Origin of the sequence: Mycobacterium sp. DBP42 (assembly GCF_005924235.1) — a bacterium.
Classification (GTDB): Bacteria; Actinomycetota; Actinomycetes; order Mycobacteriales; family Mycobacteriaceae; genus Mycobacterium; species Mycobacterium syngnathidarum.
Genome location: NZ_VCMY01000012.1, coordinates 19,550 through 35,481, shown reverse-complemented (window position 1 = coordinate 35,481; position 15,932 = coordinate 19,550). Strand labels below are relative to the sequence as shown.

Below are 15,932 nucleotides of genomic sequence, written 5' to 3'. Positions count from 1 at the left end.
GGCGGCTAGTCGAGCGATTCCCAGAATCGCGACAGGGCCGCAGCACCGAGCGCCGGATCCTGCACCATCCACCAATGGTCCAACCCGTCGAGTACCGCGGTCGACGCACCCGCTCTGCCGGCGGCGCGGCGCCGGATCTCCTCGGACCCGACGTAGGGATCCGCAGTGGCCAGCAGTGAAAGACCCGGACGGGCGCTCGCCCGCTCCAACCCGCCGCCCACCTCGGCCATGTCACCGGGCTCCCCGGCCGAGCGGTACAGCCGCAGGGTCGCCTGCCCCATCTCCGGGCCCTGGGCTTGTGCCATCGACGCTGCGATGCCCTCCGGCAGCAGCGAGGACCATACGGCGGTGCGGTCCTCGACGGTGCCACCCATCATGTTCTCGACGAGGCGCTCCCCTTTTCCGGGCGTGCGCCATGCCTGGGCCATCTCAGGCCAGACGTAATCGGGATCGAATACTCCGACGATGTCGCTGGCCCAGCTACGCACCAGCTCGGGTCGATGCATCATCGCGTTCACCACATGGACCCCGCCCCAGTCGTGTCCGACAAGATCGACCGGCGCGCCGATGGCTTCGAGCTCACGTTCAAGCCAGTCCCGGTAGGCCACATACGTTGCGGAGAATCCGTCGGGCACCGGCGCCCCGAACCCTGGCGGTGACAGCCGCACGACATCCCGGCGTCCGAGCGCCTCGACCAGTGGATCCCAGATCGCGTCGGACTCCGGATTGCCATGCACCAGAACGACTGTCATGTCCGACATGGTGACACGGCGGTTACCGATCTCAGGCGGCGGCCCAGTCCTTCGCCGCGTCGAGTTCACCCAGCCCAAACACCTTGAGATCCCCCGGGATCATCCAGGCGAACGCATGCATGGCGTGGGCTACCCACTCCAGGTCGGAAACCACAGCGATCCGTTTGAACGCAGAGTGATGGCGCAGCAGGGCGCCGAGGCCGAGCCTCAGATCCTCCACGAGCCCGCCGCTGCCGAATCCCTCGTAGTCCGGCGAGATGACCTCGACGATCCGGATCTCACCGGTTTCCAGCAATTCGTCCATCGTCGGCCGGAATTCGCGCAGATCGTCACCGCGCACTCGGCCCGACACCCGGATCCCGAACACGCCCTCGGGCATGTCGGGGAGGGCATCGATCATTGGGCTCCTCCCGTCTCACACTCGAGTCTGCACCCGGTGGGTTGATTCAGGAATGGGAAGAGTCCCAGAGGCTCGATATTTCCGACGGTACGTTGTCGCGGTTCACCACGCTCCGGGTCCACCCACCGTGGCTGCCGGGAGCGATCCGGTAGATGCCGGTATCACCCGAATACACCCAGAGCTGTTCAGGTTCCGTCGGCAACCAGGTGATCAGCACGCCTTTGTCGTACGAGGCGTGGTCATGGAACACCACTTTGCCGGCCTTGTCCCGAACCACGACGACCCAAGACTTCTCGCCCGTCTCCTCGGGTCCCTCCTCGGCGAAGGCGGTGTAATTGCCCGACGGAGCTGTCTGGGAATGGTCAGGTGTGACGGTCTGCGCGGCCCCGTCACCGCCTTTACCGCAACCGGCGACGATCACCATCGCTGCCAAAACCAACGCGATCAACCGCTTACCCATGTATCGATCCCTTCTGCGCAGGCCGGCGCCCCGCACGCCTTGGCGAGATGGAACGATACGGTCTCCTCGCCAAGCCCGGTCGGCCAGTCGCGCTGCCTACCGGAAAGCTCGATTGCCGTAGCGGTCGAGAGAGATGAATTCTCCGACCGGTCGACGAGTCGTGGGACCGTACTTGCCGATCGGCCAGCCAAGTGGGATGACCGCACACGGAGTGACGTTCCACGGCAAGCCCAGCGCACGCCGCGCCAAGAACTTGCTCCACAACGGCAAAGTGATCAGGGCGGCGCCCAATCCAGCTGCACGCGCCGCGAGCAAGAGGTTCTGAACCGCGGGAAAAATCGAACCGTAGGAACTGCTCACCGCCATCGACGGCCAGAGCGGAATCACACCTTTGAGGCAGGCCACGACTACGACGGGGATTTCGTCGAAATGATCGGCCTGAAATTGCACCGCCTTCTCGATCCGCAGCATCTGATCAGTCATGTTGCGCACGACGACGCGCTTGTAGATCGGCCCGCCGAACTTCAGGGCTCGGCGATTCAACCCGCCGAGTTTCGCAACGACTTCGCGGTCCTTGACGACAACGAACTCCCAGTTCTGCGCATTTGAACCCGTCGGCGCCTTCATCGCGAGTTCCAGAAGATGCAGCACAAGTGCGTCATCAACCGGATCGCTCTTGAGCCGACGGATCGCCCGTTGAGTACGCATGGCCTCTTCGATTGGCGTACCCAGCGTTTCCTGCTGTGTCATGGCCACAATTTCAACACGGCCAGTTGCGCCAGGGAGCCTTCTCGATGGACACTCGGCCCGCCGTTGGAGCCGCATGGTCGGTCCCGCCTGGTGGATCTGGCGATCGTGATTCTGCCGCTGTTGCGTCCGCTGCGATTGTTACGGCTCATCATCGTGCTGATCGGGGTGATCCAGAAAGCCGTCGGCCACGCGATCCGCGGCAAGGTCATCCTCTACACCATCTCGGGCGCCGTCCTGCTGGTGTACGTCGCATCACTGGCCGTGCTCCAAGCCGAGCGCGGCCAACCCGACGCCCACATCACCGATTCCGGCGATGCTGTCTGGTGGGCGATCACCACCATCACGACTGTCGGTTACGGCGACATGTACCCGGTAACCACGACCGGACGAGTCATCGCCGCGCTGTTGATGATTGGCGGGATCAGCCTGGTCGGTTCGATCACCGCGACGATCGCGTCGTGGATCGTGCAGACCGTGCCGGCCGGCGACCCTGAAACAGGCGAGTTGAGTGCGGGCGGTGGGACTCGAACCCACACGTTCTTTCGAACACGGGCACCTAAAGCCCGCGCGTATGCCCAATTTCGCCACGCCCGCAGAGCACCGATCGTACAGCTCCCACCTCGACGAAATCTGTCGGAGGTCGGTCATATGTTGGTGGCATCGGCGGTCAAGAGAGGCGATGTGCGGTCGGCGGATGAGTTCAACAGGGTCCAAGCCTTGATTGCGTCGGGGACGAACGACTGCGCAATTGCACGGGAAACCGCCGTTCCACGTCCGACAGTGCGTGATTGGCGAACCCGGTCACCCAATCGGCTCCGGCTACCCGGCGCATCCTCGCCATGCGGCATTGATCACGAGTTTTCGGTGCTGCCTCCGCGTGAATATGCGTACCTGCTCGGCCTGTACCTCGGAGGACATCCTCGGCCTTCTCACCGCCGCACTGGACCACCTCGGCATCCCGTGGACACGTTCCACCCAGTACATCGTGTCGATCTATCGCAATGCCGCCACGGCTCGCCTCGACGAATTCATCGGCCCCAAGGTTTAGTCGGACGGAAGCGCCTGACCCGACATGTCGATCAGCCGGTCCTGTTCGTCGAAACGGAACTCGGCATGTCCGTCGGGCAGCGCGATCCGCAGACCCTCCGGCATCTCGTCCACCTGGACCCCGCGCACATCACCCCACGCCCACACGCTGCGGGGCGCGACCGGTATCGCATGCAACGCCTCGCCCACGCTGCGCATGAGTCTGGGCACGGTCGGCTCGGGCAACCGCAGCCGGTCGTCCGCCAGCACTATTGCGCCGATCGTCGAGGCGTCGGCCTCAAAGGTGTAGGTGGGCAGTTGTCCGAGAAGGAGCGCCGCGACCCCGCCCATCCACCACGCGAACTCACGCGGCTCGGCCTCTCCGAGTGACACTTCTGCGTCACGCAACTCGGCGACGTCGTACTGCTCTCCGAAGTTCCGGATCAGTGCGCTGCTCTCGGTGATCGAGGGCGGGTAGGCGGAGTTCGCCCATGCCCATAGCCAGGTGCCAGGCCCCGGCGCGGCGGAACCGAGCAATTCAGCCCGCGCAACAAACGGGTCGGCACCGCTCGTCGAGGCCTTCGAGAACATGCCGGCGCCGAGATCGAGGCTCCAGTCTCCGTCGTACGGTGAATTTTCGCCGATGAGGTCGGAGAGGTGGGCTTGCGTCTCGGCTTGGACGATCGCGGCGTCGAGGAGCAGGTCGTATAGCAGCACGCGAAAAGCCTAAGCGGCATCCACTGCCCATCCTGGCACGTATTTTCGACGCCCGAGACCCGCGCCGTACCATGGACGAATGTCCACTACACGGCGTAGGAGACCGGCGCTCATCGCGCTGGTCTGTCTTGGCGCCGCCGGCTGCCTGGCATTGGCCTGGTGGCAGTGGACCCGCTACGAATCGGCCTCGGGCACCTTCCAGAATCTGGGCTACGCGCTGCAATGGCCGATGTTCGCCGGGTTCTGTTTCTACGCCTACTACAAGTTCGTCCGCTACGAAGAAACACCACCGTCGCCCCGGCCTCATGACGACGTCACCGAGATCCCCGCGGGCCTGCTGCCAGAACGTCCCAAGGCCGCGGCGACGGACGCCGGCGACCGAGAACTCTCCGAGTACAACGCCTACCTCGCCGAGCTGGCCAAGTCCGACCAGTCCGAGACGAAAGACAGGACCGACAGATGACCGAACCCCAGGCCGAGGTCAGCACGCCCAAGGAGACCATCCGCAAAGCCCTGCTGGGCTACCGCGTGCTGGCGTGGACGACCGGTATCTGGCTCATCGCGCTGTGCTACGAAATGGTGCTCAAGTACATCGTGCAGGTGGACAATCCGCCGAGCTGGATCGGCATCGTGCACGGCTGGGTGTATTTCATCTACCTGATGTTCACGGCCAACCTCGCGGTCAAGGTCCGCTGGCCCATCGGCAAGACCATCGGTGTGCTGCTCGCGGGCACGATCCCGCTACTCGGCATCATCGTCGAACACTTCAACACGCTCGACCTCAAGAAGCGCTTCGAGCTCTGACGGTTCGTTCCCACCGTCACTCTGGAGTGGCTCGGGCAGTCGACCGCCCCGCTGGCGTGACAACCCGGAATCCATTCCACGCGGCCGGCTCCCCAGCGTCACGCCAGCGTGACGCTCGGTGGCCGGAGCCACTCGGGCGTGACAAACGGGGCTGACTACGCCCTGGCCAGCTCCCGCAGCGCGGGCACCAACAGCGCCAACGCCCGGCCGCGGTGCGATGCCGCGTCTTTCTCTGCCGGAGTCAGCTCGGCTGCGGTCCGGTCGGACCCCTCAGGCAGGAACACCGGGTCGTAGCCGAACCCGCCGTCACCGCGGGGCTCGCGGGTCACCGCGCCCGGCCACTGGCCGCGCACCACCGTCGAACCCGACGCAGACACCAAAGCACAGGCGGACACGAACGCCGCCCCGCGCCGTTCGTCGGGCACGTCGGCCAGCTGCCCCAGCAGCAACGCAGTGTTGGCCGCGTCGTTGCCGTGAGAACCGGACCATCGCGCGGACAACACCCCCGGCATGCCGTTCAGGGCGTCCACGGAGATCCCGGAATCATCTGCCACGCAAGCCAATCCGGTGGCACGGAAACCGTCCGCAGCCTTGGCCAGCGCGTTGTCCTCGAACGTCGCACCGGTCTCGGGCGCCTCGTCATACGCCGCAACATCGGCCAGCGACAACAACTCCAGACCGACCACCCCGGCGGCATCCAACACCCGGCGCAGCTCGGCCAGCTTCTTGGCGTTTCGGCTGGCTACCAGAAGGGCGGGCACTCAGCTGCCAAACGCCTTCTTGGGCGCGGGGCCCTCGGGCAGCACGCCCGGATACGGCAGTTCGAGTGCCTCGCGCTGGATCACGAACAGTTGCTCGCACGCGCCGAGCGCGGCGTCGAGCATCTTGTCCAGCGTGGACCGCGGGAAGGTCGCGCCCTCGCCGGTGCCCTGGATTTCGACCAGGGTGCCGGTGTCGGTGGCGACGACGTTCATGTCCACCTCGGCGCGGGAATCTTCGACGTAGGGCAGGTCGACGCGGACGCGCCCGTCGACCACTCCCACCGACACCGCCGCGATCGCGCAGGACAGCGGGCGCGGGTCGGAAAGCCGCCCGGCCGCAGCCAAATACATGACCGCATCGGACAGTGCCACGTAGGCGCCGGTGATGGCCGCGGTGCGGGTACCTCCGTCGGCCTGCAGCACGTCGCAGTCGATGGCGATCGTGTTCTCCCCCAGCGCGCCGAGGTCGATGCAGGCGCGCAGCGAGCGTCCGACCAGGCGGCTGATCTCCTGGGTGCGCCCGCCCACGCGGCCCTTGACCGATTCTCGATCCGAGCGATCGTGAGTGGCGGCCGGCAGCATGGCGTATTCGGCGGTCAGCCAGCCCTGCCCGGAACCTTTGCGCCACCGCGGCACACCCTCGGTGACCGAGGCGGTGCACATCACGCGGGTCTGGCCGAACTCCACCAGTACCGAGCCGGCGGGATGCGATGTGAAACCGCGGGTGATGGTTACCGGACGCAGCTCGTCGTCAAGACGACCGTCTTCTCGCTTGGACACCCGCCAACCCTAGCGGGTCAGCCCCGGGTGACGTCGAAGGTCTCGCCGCACACCACGGCGTGCACCGGGCCGTCGAACTCGGCCTTGGCTTCGCTGATCACGTCCTCGCGTGAAGTCCACGGCGGAATGTGGGTCAGCAGCAGCTCACCGACGCCGGCTTCAGCCGCGGCTCGTCCCGCTTCCGTGCCGGACAGGTGCAACTTGGGCGGGCGCGACGGATCGTGCGTCCACGACGCCTCGCACAGGAAGACGTCGGCCCCGCGAGCCAGGTCGACCAGAGCGTCGCAGTATCCGGTGTCCCCGCTGTAGACCAGTGTCGCACCGGACGGATCGGTGAAGCGCATGCCGTAGGACTCGGTGGGGTGGCACACCAGCCGCGGCGTGATGTTGAGCGTGCCCAACTGCACCGGGGAGCCGTCCTCCCAATGCCGCACCTCGAAGATGTCGGTGAAATCGTCGATCTCGCCGCCCTCAGGCGACGACGCCGCACCCAGCCGGGCCCACGTGTTGGCCGGCCCGTACATCAGCCCGCGCTCGGTGGCCGGGATCGGGTGGTACCGCCGCCAGACGAACAAACCCGGCAGATCCAGGCAGTGATCGGCATGTAGATGCGACAGCAACACGTTGACCGAATTCGGATCGGCGTAGCGCTGCAACGCACCCAGGACGCCACCGCCGAAGTCGACCACCATCGGAATCGTGTCTGGTGCGGTGACGAGATAGCCGGAGGCTGCCGAATCCGGGCCGACAACGCTGCCGGAACATCCCAGGATGGTCAATCGCACAGTGTCTAGCTTGCCATGCCCGATGTGCGCGTTGCCAAGACATCGCCGCTTTGGCCGACAGAGATCATTTTCCGGCCCCCGCGTGACGCCGGACCTGCCGTGCCCCGTCCAGCCCCGGCCCCAAAAACCGCGTGGCGAGGGTGGTGAACGCCTCGGGATCTCCGGTCGCCTCGAACACCCGTTGGGCCGGGCCGGATTCGTGCGGCTTGAGCAAATCGAGCTCGGTGAGCACCCTGAGCAGGTCCTTGGCCGTCTCCTCCGCCGAGGACACCAGGGTGACGTTGTCTCCCATCGCCAACTGGATCAGCCCGGACAACATCGGATAATGCGTGCAGCCCAACACCACGGTGTCCACCTCGGCCCGCTGCAGCGGCTCCAGATATCCCTCGGCCAGACCGAGCACCTGACGGCCGCTGGTGACCCCGCGCTCGACGAAATCGACGAACCGCGGACACGCCACCCCGAACACCTCGGTGTCACGCGCGGCGGCAAACGCGTCCTGATAGGCGCCCGAGGCGATGGTCGCCGCGGTGCCGATGACCCCGATGCGGCCGTTGCGCGTCGCTGCCACCGCGCGTCGCACCGCGGGCAGGATCACCTCGACCACCGGCACCGGCGAGTAGCGCTCGCGCGCGTCACGCAGGCTGGCCGACGAAGCCGTGTTGCACGCGATCACCAGAGCCTTGACGCCACGGGCCACCAGATCGTCGCCGATGGACAACGAGTGCGCCCGGATCTCGGGGATGGTCAACGGCCCGTACGGTCCGTTGCCGGTGTCGCCGACATAGATGATGTCCTCGTCGGGCAGCTGGTCGATGATGGCGCGGGCCACGGTCAGTCCGCCGACGCCGGAGTCGAAGATGCCGACGGGTGCGAGACGGTCGTTCATATGGTCATGCGTTCAGTCGCGGCTGGCCGGGCCGGTTCTTGAGTTCGCGCGCCTTGCGTTCCGGCCCGGACAGCACATACGCCGCGACGATGCCCGCGATGGCACCACTGAGATGGCCCTGCCACGAGACGCCCGCGTTACCGGGTAGCACACCGAACAGGACACCGCCGTACACGAAGAGCACGACGATGCCGACGACGATCTCCCACACCTTGCGGGTGAAGAATCCGAATACGATCAGAAATGCCAGCCAACCGAAGATCAGGCCCGATGCGCCGATGTGGGTGCTGGTGCACTGCACGGTCACGTAGGGGCAGCGCAGGCCGATGTTGCCGATCAGCCAGGTGCCGAAGCCGCCGAGGATCCAGATGATGGCCGTCGCGGCGATGAACCGCCCCATCCCGGCCAGCGTCATGAGAAAGCCGAGCACCAGCGCCGGCACGGTGTTGGCGATCAGGTGCGGCCAGCCGCCGTGCAGCAGGGGCGCCCACAGGATCCCCCACAGTCCGTCGGTTTGCAGGGGGCGGATGCCGTCCTGGTCGAGCCGGTGGCCCATGGCGGTGTCGACGAACTCGATCACGTAGAGCAGCGCGACGAAGCAGATGATGGTGACGCCGCCGACAATCCAGGCCGGGCGTTTCTTCGGTGCGGTCGAAGGGAGGTTCGTCATTCCTGCCCGCTCACGCCCATAGCTGCCCTTCCAACGCGTCCTCTGCGTCATCAAGGCTACCGGCGTAGGCACCGGTGGACAGATACTTCCAACCGGCGTCGGCGACCACGAACGCGATGTCGGCGCGCTCACCCGCCTTGATCGCCTTGGCCCCCATGCCCAGCGCGGCGTGCAGCACGGCGCCGGTGGAGATACCGGCGAAGATCCCCTCGCGGGTCACCAGGTCACGGGTGCGTTTGACCGCGTCATACGAACCCACCGAGAACCGGGTGGTGAGCACGTCGGGGTCATACAGCTCGGGGATGAACCCCTCGTCGATGTTGCGCAGCGCGTACACGCCTTCGCCGTAGCGCGGTTCGGCGGCCACGATCTGCACACCGGGCACCTGCTCACGCAGGAAGCGGCCGGTGCCCATCAGGGTGCCGGTGGTGCCGAGCCCGGCGACGAAGTGGGTGATCTCGGGAAGGTCGGCCAGCAGCTCCGGGCCGGTGCCGTAGTAGTGCGCGTCAGAGTTGGCCTGGTTGCCGTACTGGTAGAGCATCACCCACGAAGGGTTCTGGGCCGCAATCTCTTTCGCAGTCGCCACGGCCGTATTGGAACCGCCCTCAGCCGGGCTGAAGATGATCTTCGCACCGTAGAGCTCGAGAATCTGACGCCGCTCGATGGAGGTGTTCTCGGGCATCACGCAGATCATGTTGTAGCCCTTGAGCATCGCCGCCATGGCCAGCGAGATGCCGGTGTTGCCGCTGGTGGGCTCCAGGATCGTGGCGCCCGGGCTCAACAGGCCGTCGCGCTCGGCCTGCTCGATCATGCGCAATGCGGGCCGGTCCTTGATCGAGCCGGTCGGGTTGCGGTCCTCGAGCTTGGCCCACAACCGCACATGCGGCCCGTCCGCGCCCTCGTCCCACCGAGGCGACAGGTGCTGCAGCCCGACCAACGGAGTGTTGCCCAGGGCCTGCAACAGCGAGTCGTATCTGGTCATAGAGGGTCAGGCTCCACCCGCGACGGCAGGCAGGATCGTCACCGAGTCGCCGTCGGCGATCACGGTCTCCAGCCCACCCGAGAAGCGCACGTCCTCGTCGTTGACGTAGATGTTGACGAAGCGGTGCAGCTTGCCGTTATCCACCAGCCGGTCCGAGATGCCGGAGTAGTTGGCCTCGAGGTCGGCGATCACCGCCTGCAGGGTGTCGCCCGAAGCGCTGACGCGCTTCTGCCCATCGGTGTGCGGACGCAGGATGGTCGGGATCGAAACGGTGACTGCCATGGAAACTCCTTAGATGTACTGCTCAACGATAGTGACGGGTTCTTCGGTGACGACGCCGTCGAGGATGCGGTAGCTGCGCAGCTCGTGCTCGTGGGGGTCACGCGTGGAAATCAGCACGTAGTGCGCATCGGGTTCGGCGGCGATCGAGACGTCGGTCCGGCTCGGATAGGCCTCGGTGCCGGTGTGCGAGTGGTAGATGACGACGGGCACCTCGTCGGCCTCGTCCATCTCCTTCCACACCCGAAAGTGCTCCATGGAGTCGAAGCGGTAGAACGTCGGGGAACGCTCGGCGTTGACCATCTGAATGAAGCGCTCGGGCCGGTCAGAGCCCTCAGGCCCGGCGATCACCCCACACGCCTCGTCGGGGTGGTCGGCGCGGGCATGCGCCACCATGGCCTCGACGAGGTCCCGGCGGATCACCAGCACTTGATCACTCCCATCAGCTTTCCTTCACGGCGAACGCTCCCGGCAACATGTCACGGTAGGTCGGTATTCCGGCCACCGGCTCGGCGGCCAGCAACCCGACCAGGACGGCACGGGCCAGGACGTCCGCCGCGGCGGCACCTACCCGGGTGACCAACGCCGTCTCCGGCGACATCGCCACCGGTGTCTTCTCGTCCGGCTCGACGGTCACCGCGCCGGTCGCCAGCGCAAACACCGTATCGCCATCCAGCGGGGTGTGACACGGGGAGATGGTCCGGGCCAGTCCGTCGTGCGCGGCGACGGCCACGCGGCGGCATCCGGCCGGGCTGAGCGCGGCGTCGGTGGCGACCACCGCGATGGTGGTGTTCAGCGGGCCCAGCTCCCGGTGGCGCTCGGCGTAGGCGGCGAGCTGGTCGGCCGGTGGCGCGGTGAGCCCGAACTCCTCGATCAACGCCGCCATCCAGGGCAGGCCGGTGGCCGGGTCTGCCACGTCGCCGGCGGCATTGAGCACGACCAGGGCGCCCACCGTCACCCCGCAGTCCAAGGTCACCGAGGCGGTGCCGACGCCACCCTTGAGCACTCCGGCACGCGCGCCCACCCCGCCGCCGACGGTGCCCAGGGCAAAATCGGTGGAGGCAGCCGCGGCGGCCGCGTAGCCGAACTCCGCGGTCGGCCGGTTGGCCCATCCGCCAACGGGCAGGTCGAAGATCACCGCGGCAGGCACGATCGGCACCACGCCACCGTCCATCGCCACCCCGCGGCCCTGCTCCTCCAGCCAGGTCATCACCCCGTCGGCAGCGGCCAGCCCGTAGGCACTGCCGCCGGTCAGCACGACGGCGTCGACGTGGCGCACGGTGTTGATCGGGTCCAGCAGGTCCGTCTCACGGGTGCCCGGGGCTCCGCCGCGGCCATCGACAGCGCCGACGGTGCCCGGCGGCGTCAGCACCACAGTCGATCCCGACGCCCACCCCGATCCCAGCGTCGCGTCCGGGTCGATGCGGTGGTGGTGCCCGACGAGGATGCCGCCGACGTCGGTGATCGAACCCATCAGACCTATCTCCCCATCAGACCGAGGACGAGGTACTCCTGCAGCACGGTCAGCCACTGGTAGACGTCGAGATGCCCGGCCATCGGATGTTCGGGGGACAACTCCTCGGGCCCCTGTGGCCCGATGTCGAGCATCGTGCCCAACGCCAGCCGGATGTCGTTGACGGCAGCCGCCCACGCCTCGGCGTCGTCCTCGGTCAGCTCGAACTTGCCGCCGCCATTCGGAATGGTGTCCAACAAACGTTGGGCCGCTTCACGTTTGGCTTCGATGATGGCGGGTTCGTGCAGCCCGCGCAGCGCACTGTTGAGGCTCTCGGCGGTGCCCGAACCGGCCGGATGCTCGGTCTGCGGACGGAAGAAATCCGGCAGCAGACGCTTCATGGTGGCGTCCTCGGGCGGCTGCGGGTTGCCGGTCTTCATGCCGGTGATCATCTCGAGTTCGTCTGTGGGTCCGGATGATCCACGATCTTCGAGCATGCCGAGCATCGAAGCGCCCAGGCTCGACAGCAATGCGGCCTCGTGGGCTTCCAACGCCGAACGCAACCGCAGACCGTCGGCGGTCTCGACCCGTTTCCATTTGCGCACTGTCGATCAGCGGTCCTGTTGCATGGTCGCCCACAGGCCCGCGGCATGCAGTTTGGAGACGTCGGTCTCCATCGACTCACGGCTGCCTGCCGACACCACGGCCTTGCCTTCGTTGTGCACCTGCAGCATGAGTTTGGTGGCGTGCGGCTCGCTGTATCCGAAAAGTTTCTGCAACACGTAGGTGACGTAGGTCATCAGGTTGACCGGATCGTCCCAGACGATGGTCACCCACGGGCTTTCGGGCGCTGAATCTTCCCGGGGCGACCCACCCGCACTCCGCTCTTCGCGGGTCCCCGGTCGGGCCTTCGCCGGTGTAACCATGGGCCCACAATACCGGCCGGGGTGCCGGCCTCTTGAAGCAGCCGCGAACAGCTACGGTTGCTGATGTGACCGTCGCGTTGCTCACCGACAAGTACGAGCTGACGATGCTTGCCGCCGCATTGCGCGACGGCACGGCGCACCGCCGCACCACGTTCGAAGTCTTTGCCCGTCGGCTGCCCGAAGGCCGCCGTTACGGGGTGGTCGCGGGCACCGGGCGGTTCGTGGAAGCGTTGGCAGAGTTCACGTTCGCCGCCCACGAACTCGCCGCGCTCTCGGAGTTCCTGGATTCGGAGACACTGGACTTCCTGTCGGACTACCGGTTCGGCGGTGACGTCGACGGCTACGCCGAAGGCGAGCTCTACTTCCCCGGTTCACCGGTGTTGTCGGTGCACGGCACCTTCGCCGAGTGCGTCGTGCTGGAGACTCTCGTGCTGTCAATCCTCAACCACGACACGGCGATCGCCTCGGCGGCAGCCCGGATGGCCAGTGCGGCCCACGGCCGGCCGATGATCGAGATGGGCTCACGGCGGACTCATGAGTTGGCCGCCGTGGCAGCGGCCCGCGCCGCCTACCTTGCCGGCTTCGCCGGATCGTCGAACCTGGCCGCCCAGCAGCGTTACGGCGTGCCCGCCCTGGGCACGGCGGCACACGCCTACACACTGCTGCACACCACCGAGTCCGGACCGGACGAGCAGGCTGCGTTCCGCGGCCAGGTGGCAGCCCTCGGGGTCGAGACCACCCTCTTGGTGGACACCTACGACATCACCGCGGGCGTGGCCAACGCGATCGCGGCGGCCGGGCCGGACCTGGGCGCGGTACGCATCGACTCCGGAGATCTCGGTGTGCTGGCCCGTCAGGTGCGCCAGCAGCTCGACGACCTCGGTGCCACGAACACTCAGATCGTGGTGTCCGGCGATCTCGACGAGTTCGCGATCGCCGCCCTGCGCGCCGAGCCCGTCGACAGCTACGGGGTCGGCACCTCCGTGGTCACGGGTTCGGGCGCACCGACCGCAGGCATGGTCTACAAGCTCGTCGAGGTCGACGGCATGCCGGTGGCCAAGCGCAGCAGCCACAAGGAGTCCCACGGGGGCCGCAAGCAGGCCGTGCGGCTCACCAAGGCCTCGGGCACGATCGTCGAAGAAGTCGTCCATCCATACGGCCAGGAGCCCCCGCCGGATTCGGGGCTCACCGCCCGGCGGCTCACCGTGCCACTGGTGACGGGCGGTGTCCCGGCCGAAGGGCACCACCCCGCCGCCGACCTGTCCACCGCCCGCGAGCGGGTCACCGCTGGGCTGCACAGCCTGCCGTGGGACGGCCTCAAGCTGTCTCGCGGTGAGCCGGCCATCCCCACCCGGGTCCTGCCGCCCCAGTCATGACGACCAAGTCGAAGCCATCCCGCGAGGTGGCCAACGTGGTGACCAATCTGCTCAAGATCGCAGTGAAGGGGCTCGGCGGAGCCGGTCGGCCGGGCCAGGTCGAAATGGCCGAGGCGGTCGCCCATGCCTTCGAATCCGGTGAGCATCTGGCCGTGCAGGCCGGCACCGGCACCGGCAAGTCGCTGGCTTACCTGGTGCCCTCGATCGCGCGCGCCTTGCAGACCGAGCAACCGGTTGTCGTCTCGACCGCCACCATCGCGCTGCAGCGTCAGCTCGTGGACCGCGATCTGCCCCGGCTGGTGAACTCACTGGCCGACGCGCTGCCCCGCAAGCCCACGTTCGCGTTGCTGAAGGGTCGCGGAAACTATCTGTGCCTCAACAAGATTCACAACGGCGCCGCCGAGGAACCAGCCGATCGTCCACAAGACGAGCTGTTCTCACCGATGGCACTCAGTGCCATGGGCCGCGATGTGAAGCGGCTGACCGAATGGTCCTCGGACACCGAGACCGGCGACCGCGACGAGCTGACTCCCGGGGTGCCTGACCGGTCCTGGTCGCAGGTGAGTGTGTCGGCCCGCGAGTGCATCGGGGTGTCCCGGTGCCAGTTCGGGACGGACTGCTTCGCCGAGCGCGCCCGGGAGAAGGCCGGTGCCGCCGACGTCGTCGTCACCAATCACGCACTGCTGGCCATCGACGCGCTCTCCGATTTCTCGGTGTTGCCCGAGTACGAGCTGCTGGTGGTCGACGAGGCCCACGAACTGGCCGACCGGGTGACCGGGGTGGCCACCGCCGAACTGTCGGCGACGTCCATGGCGGTGGCGCACCGCCGGATGGCCCGATTGGTGGATGACGAACTGGCGCAACGCTTCGAGGCCGCCATCGCAACACTGTCCTCGCTGCTGCACGAACTCGACGCCGGTCGCATCGACGTGCTGGGCGAAGAGCTGGGTACCTACCTGACCGCCTTGCGCGACGCAGCCAATGCGGCGCGCACAGCGATCGACACCACCCCCAGCGACCCACAGGCGGCCTCGGCCCGCACCGAGGCCGTCACCGCGCTCAGCGATGTCAGCGACACCGCCACCCGAATCCTCACATCGTTCGTCCCACCCATCCCCGACCGCGTCGACGTGGTCTGGGTGGCGCGGGAAGAAAGCGCGAACGCCACCCGGGTGATCCTGCGGGTTGCCCCGATGTCGGTATCGGGCTTGTTGCGCACCAGGCTGTTCGCCAACACCACCGCGGTGTTGACCTCGGCGACGCTGACCCTGGGCGGCAACTTCGACGCCATGGCGCGCAACTGGGGTCTGGGCGGTTTCGCCGACGCCGGCGAGCCGGCCAAACCAGCTGGGGCCGGCGCGCCTGCCAGACCGGGCTGGCGCGGTCTCGACGTGGGCTCACCATTCGACCACGCCAAATCCGCAATCCTTTACGTGGCAAAGCATCTGCCGCCACCCGGTCGGGACGGCACCGATACCCGCACGCTGGACGAGATCGAAGGCCTGATCACCGCGGCAGGCGGTCGCACCCTGGGCCTGTTCTCGTCGATGCGGGCGGCCAAGGCCGCCGCCGAGGTCATGCGCGATCGGCTGTCCACGCCGGTGCTCTGCCAAGGCGAAGACACGACTTCGGCTTTGGTGCAACAGTTTTCCGACGATCCCGAGACCTCGCTGTTCGGCACTCTGTCGCTGTGGCAGGGCGTCGATGTCCCCGGACCGTCGCTGTCGTTGGTGCTGATCGACCGGATTCCGTTCCCGCGACCGGACGATCCGCTACTGACCGCGCGGCAACGCGCGATCAGTGCGCACGGCGGCAACGGCTTCATGGCGATCGCGGCCAACCACGCCGCGCTGCTGCTGGCCCAGGGCACCGGGCGGCTGCTGCGCCACACCGACGATCGCGGGGTGATCGCGGTGCTCGACTCCCGGCTGGCCACGGCCCGCTACGGCGGATACCTGCGTTCGTCACTGCCGCCGTTCTGGTCCACCACCGACCCTGACCGGGTGCGTCAGTCATTGAAGCGGCTTCGGGGCGCGAGCTGACAAATCGCACCCGGCGCCCGCAGAGTTAACTAGTGTGTGCGGCATAGCCGCGCGGACAGTTGGCCGCCAGAGTGCACCGG

At 67.1% G+C, this 15,932-nt stretch carries 21 protein-coding genes, 1 tRNA gene and 1 pseudogene; 6 read left to right on the top strand and 17 right to left on the bottom strand.

Annotation, left to right across the window (positions count from 1 at the left end; genetic code table 11):
- Nucleotides 1-5: 5 nt before the first annotated feature.
- From E0T84_RS14035 to E0T84_RS14020, 4 genes are all read right to left on the bottom strand, one after another.
- Nucleotides 6-752, bottom strand: a complete 747-nt coding sequence (locus E0T84_RS14035; RefSeq protein ID WP_070188297.1) for an alpha/beta fold hydrolase — start codon at nucleotides 750-752, stop codon at nucleotides 6-8.
- 31 nt (nucleotides 753-783) lie between these two features.
- The gene (locus tag E0T84_RS14030) at nucleotides 784-1,152 is read right to left on the bottom strand and encodes an STAS/SEC14 domain-containing protein (protein ID WP_138744728.1); all 369 of its coding nucleotides are present in this window, start codon (nucleotides 1,150-1,152) and stop codon (nucleotides 784-786) included.
- A 46-nt stretch (nucleotides 1,153-1,198) separates the two neighbouring features.
- Nucleotides 1,199-1,612 carry a hypothetical protein gene (locus E0T84_RS14025; RefSeq protein ID WP_171055023.1) on the bottom strand — a complete coding sequence of 138 codons (414 nt, stop codon included), beginning with the start codon at nucleotides 1,610-1,612 and terminating at the stop codon, nucleotides 1,199-1,201.
- 96 nt (nucleotides 1,613-1,708) lie between these two features.
- Nucleotides 1,709-2,362 carry a nitroreductase family protein gene (locus tag E0T84_RS14020; protein ID WP_138744769.1) on the bottom strand — a complete coding sequence of 218 codons (654 nt, stop codon included), beginning with the start codon at nucleotides 2,360-2,362 and terminating at the stop codon, nucleotides 1,709-1,711.
- A gap of 87 nt (nucleotides 2,363-2,449) precedes the next feature.
- On the opposite strand from E0T84_RS14020, the pseudogene E0T84_RS14015 reads away from it, so the two are divergent.
- Nucleotides 2,450-2,851, top strand: a pseudogene (locus E0T84_RS14015) (potassium channel family protein); the annotation flags it as partial.
- 20 nt (nucleotides 2,852-2,871) lie between these two features.
- On the opposite strand, the gene E0T84_RS14010 reads toward E0T84_RS14015, so the two are convergent.
- Nucleotides 2,872-2,956 (bottom strand) — tRNA-Leu (locus E0T84_RS14010).
- A gap of 283 nt (nucleotides 2,957-3,239) precedes the next feature.
- Here E0T84_RS14010 and E0T84_RS32290 point away from each other — a divergent pair.
- Nucleotides 3,240-3,410: a hypothetical protein gene (locus E0T84_RS32290; RefSeq protein ID WP_234998490.1), complete on the top strand. Its 171-nt coding sequence runs from the start codon at nucleotides 3,240-3,242 to the stop codon at nucleotides 3,408-3,410.
- Here the strand turns inward: E0T84_RS32290 and E0T84_RS14000 are convergent.
- Nucleotides 3,407-4,105: a DUF6882 domain-containing protein gene (locus E0T84_RS14000; RefSeq protein ID WP_070188269.1), complete on the bottom strand. Its 699-nt coding sequence runs from the start codon at nucleotides 4,103-4,105 to the stop codon at nucleotides 3,407-3,409. The genes E0T84_RS32290 and E0T84_RS14000 overlap by 4 nt on opposite strands.
- 79 nt (nucleotides 4,106-4,184) lie before the next feature.
- Between E0T84_RS14000 and E0T84_RS13995 the strand changes: the two genes are divergently transcribed.
- Both E0T84_RS13995 and E0T84_RS13990 read left to right on the top strand, forming a co-directional pair.
- Entirely contained in the window at nucleotides 4,185-4,568 is a 384-nt protein-coding gene (locus tag E0T84_RS13995; protein WP_070945153.1) for a hypothetical protein, read from the top strand.
- On the top strand, nucleotides 4,565-4,909 hold the full coding sequence (locus E0T84_RS13990; RefSeq protein ID WP_138744727.1) for a DUF3817 domain-containing protein: 345 nt from the start codon (nucleotides 4,565-4,567) through the stop codon (nucleotides 4,907-4,909). The genes E0T84_RS13995 and E0T84_RS13990 overlap by 4 nt, the downstream gene beginning before the upstream one ends.
- Before the next feature lie 155 nt (nucleotides 4,910-5,064).
- On the opposite strand, the gene rdgB is transcribed toward E0T84_RS13990, so the two are convergent.
- The 11 genes from rdgB to clpS form a co-directional block, all read right to left on the bottom strand.
- A complete protein-coding gene (gene rdgB, locus E0T84_RS13985) occupies nucleotides 5,065-5,670 on the bottom strand; it encodes an RdgB/HAM1 family non-canonical purine NTP pyrophosphatase (protein ID WP_138744726.1) in 606 nt (201 codons plus the stop codon).
- Nucleotides 5,671-6,450 carry a ribonuclease PH gene (gene rph / locus E0T84_RS13980; protein ID WP_138744725.1) on the bottom strand — a complete coding sequence of 260 codons (780 nt, stop codon included), beginning with the start codon at nucleotides 6,448-6,450 and terminating at the stop codon, nucleotides 5,671-5,673. It lies immediately after the preceding gene.
- Between the two features lie 17 nt (nucleotides 6,451-6,467).
- Complete coding sequence (locus E0T84_RS13975) at nucleotides 6,468-7,235, bottom strand: cyclic nucleotide-degrading phosphodiesterase (RefSeq protein WP_138744724.1); 768 nt, start codon at nucleotides 7,233-7,235, stop codon at nucleotides 6,468-6,470.
- Between the two features lie 64 nt (nucleotides 7,236-7,299).
- Complete coding sequence (gene murI, locus E0T84_RS13970; RefSeq protein WP_138744723.1) at nucleotides 7,300-8,124, bottom strand: glutamate racemase; 825 nt, start codon at nucleotides 8,122-8,124, stop codon at nucleotides 7,300-7,302.
- 4 nt (nucleotides 8,125-8,128) lie between these two features.
- Nucleotides 8,129-8,794: a rhomboid family intramembrane serine protease gene (locus E0T84_RS13965; RefSeq protein WP_138744722.1), complete on the bottom strand. Its 666-nt coding sequence runs from the start codon at nucleotides 8,792-8,794 to the stop codon at nucleotides 8,129-8,131.
- A gap of 10 nt (nucleotides 8,795-8,804) precedes the next feature.
- Nucleotides 8,805-9,776, bottom strand: a complete 972-nt coding sequence (locus E0T84_RS13960; protein WP_138744721.1) for a cysteine synthase — start codon at nucleotides 9,774-9,776, stop codon at nucleotides 8,805-8,807.
- A 6-nt stretch (nucleotides 9,777-9,782) separates the two neighbouring features.
- Nucleotides 9,783-10,058, bottom strand: coding sequence for a MoaD/ThiS family protein (locus E0T84_RS13955; RefSeq protein WP_070188277.1), 276 nt, complete (start codon nucleotides 10,056-10,058; stop codon nucleotides 9,783-9,785).
- 9 nt (nucleotides 10,059-10,067) lie between these two features.
- Complete coding sequence (locus E0T84_RS13950; RefSeq protein ID WP_138744720.1) at nucleotides 10,068-10,484, bottom strand: Mov34/MPN/PAD-1 family protein; 417 nt, start codon at nucleotides 10,482-10,484, stop codon at nucleotides 10,068-10,070.
- Between the two features lie 13 nt (nucleotides 10,485-10,497).
- Nucleotides 10,498-11,529: a P1 family peptidase gene (locus tag E0T84_RS13945; RefSeq protein WP_138744719.1), complete on the bottom strand. Its 1,032-nt coding sequence runs from the start codon at nucleotides 11,527-11,529 to the stop codon at nucleotides 10,498-10,500.
- A gap of 5 nt (nucleotides 11,530-11,534) precedes the next feature.
- A complete protein-coding gene (locus E0T84_RS13940; RefSeq protein ID WP_070188280.1) occupies nucleotides 11,535-12,113 on the bottom strand; it encodes a DUF2017 domain-containing protein in 579 nt (192 codons plus the stop codon).
- Between the two features lie 6 nt (nucleotides 12,114-12,119).
- A complete protein-coding gene (gene clpS / locus E0T84_RS13935) occupies nucleotides 12,120-12,434 on the bottom strand; it encodes an ATP-dependent Clp protease adapter ClpS (RefSeq protein WP_070188281.1) in 315 nt (104 codons plus the stop codon).
- A gap of 65 nt (nucleotides 12,435-12,499) precedes the next feature.
- Between clpS and E0T84_RS13930 the strand changes: the two genes are divergently transcribed.
- Together E0T84_RS13930 and E0T84_RS13925 are read left to right on the top strand one after the other, a co-directional pair.
- The gene (locus E0T84_RS13930) at nucleotides 12,500-13,810 is read left to right on the top strand and encodes a nicotinate phosphoribosyltransferase (protein ID WP_249383639.1); all 1,311 of its coding nucleotides are present in this window, start codon (nucleotides 12,500-12,502) and stop codon (nucleotides 13,808-13,810) included.
- Nucleotides 13,807-15,852 (top strand): ATP-dependent DNA helicase, encoded by a 2,046-nt coding sequence (locus E0T84_RS13925; RefSeq protein WP_138744717.1) that lies wholly within the window; start codon nucleotides 13,807-13,809, stop codon nucleotides 15,850-15,852. The genes E0T84_RS13930 and E0T84_RS13925 overlap by 4 nt, the downstream gene beginning before the upstream one ends.
- The last annotated feature ends 80 nt before the right edge of the window (nucleotides 15,853-15,932 follow it).

What these genes read in the sequence shown, in the direction of transcription:
- E0T84_RS14035 (WP_070188297.1), bottom strand. Translation starts at nt 752, where the DNA reads ATGACAGTCGTTCTGGTGCATGGCAATCCGGAGTCCGACGCGATCTGG.
- E0T84_RS13960 (WP_138744721.1), bottom strand. Translation starts at nt 9,776, where the DNA reads ATGACCAGATACGACTCGCTGTTGCAGGCCCTGGGCAACACTCCGTTG.
- E0T84_RS13990 (WP_138744727.1), top strand. Translation starts at nt 4,565, where the DNA reads ATGACCGAACCCCAGGCCGAGGTCAGCACGCCCAAGGAGACCATCCGC.
- E0T84_RS13995 (WP_070945153.1), top strand. Translation starts at nt 4,185, where the DNA reads ATGTCCACTACACGGCGTAGGAGACCGGCGCTCATCGCGCTGGTCTGT.
- E0T84_RS13955 (WP_070188277.1), bottom strand. Translation starts at nt 10,058, where the DNA reads ATGGCAGTCACCGTTTCGATCCCGACCATCCTGCGTCCGCACACCGAT.
- E0T84_RS13965 (WP_138744722.1), bottom strand. Translation starts at nt 8,794, where the DNA reads ATGACGAACCTCCCTTCGACCGCACCGAAGAAACGCCCGGCCTGGATT.
- murI (WP_138744723.1), bottom strand. Translation starts at nt 8,124, where the DNA reads ATGAACGACCGTCTCGCACCCGTCGGCATCTTCGACTCCGGCGTCGGC.
- E0T84_RS14025 (WP_171055023.1), bottom strand. Translation starts at nt 1,612, where the DNA reads ATGGGTAAGCGGTTGATCGCGTTGGTTTTGGCAGCGATGGTGATCGTC.
- E0T84_RS14020 (WP_138744769.1), bottom strand. Translation starts at nt 2,362, where the DNA reads ATGACACAGCAGGAAACGCTGGGTACGCCAATCGAAGAGGCCATGCGT.
- E0T84_RS13925 (WP_138744717.1), top strand. Translation starts at nt 13,807, where the DNA reads ATGACGACCAAGTCGAAGCCATCCCGCGAGGTGGCCAACGTGGTGACC.
- clpS (WP_070188281.1), bottom strand. Translation starts at nt 12,434, where the DNA reads ATGGTTACACCGGCGAAGGCCCGACCGGGGACCCGCGAAGAGCGGAGT.
- E0T84_RS14030 (WP_138744728.1), bottom strand. Translation starts at nt 1,152, where the DNA reads ATGATCGATGCCCTCCCCGACATGCCCGAGGGCGTGTTCGGGATCCGG.
- E0T84_RS13945 (WP_138744719.1), bottom strand. Translation starts at nt 11,529, where the DNA reads ATGGGTTCGATCACCGACGTCGGCGGCATCCTCGTCGGGCACCACCAC.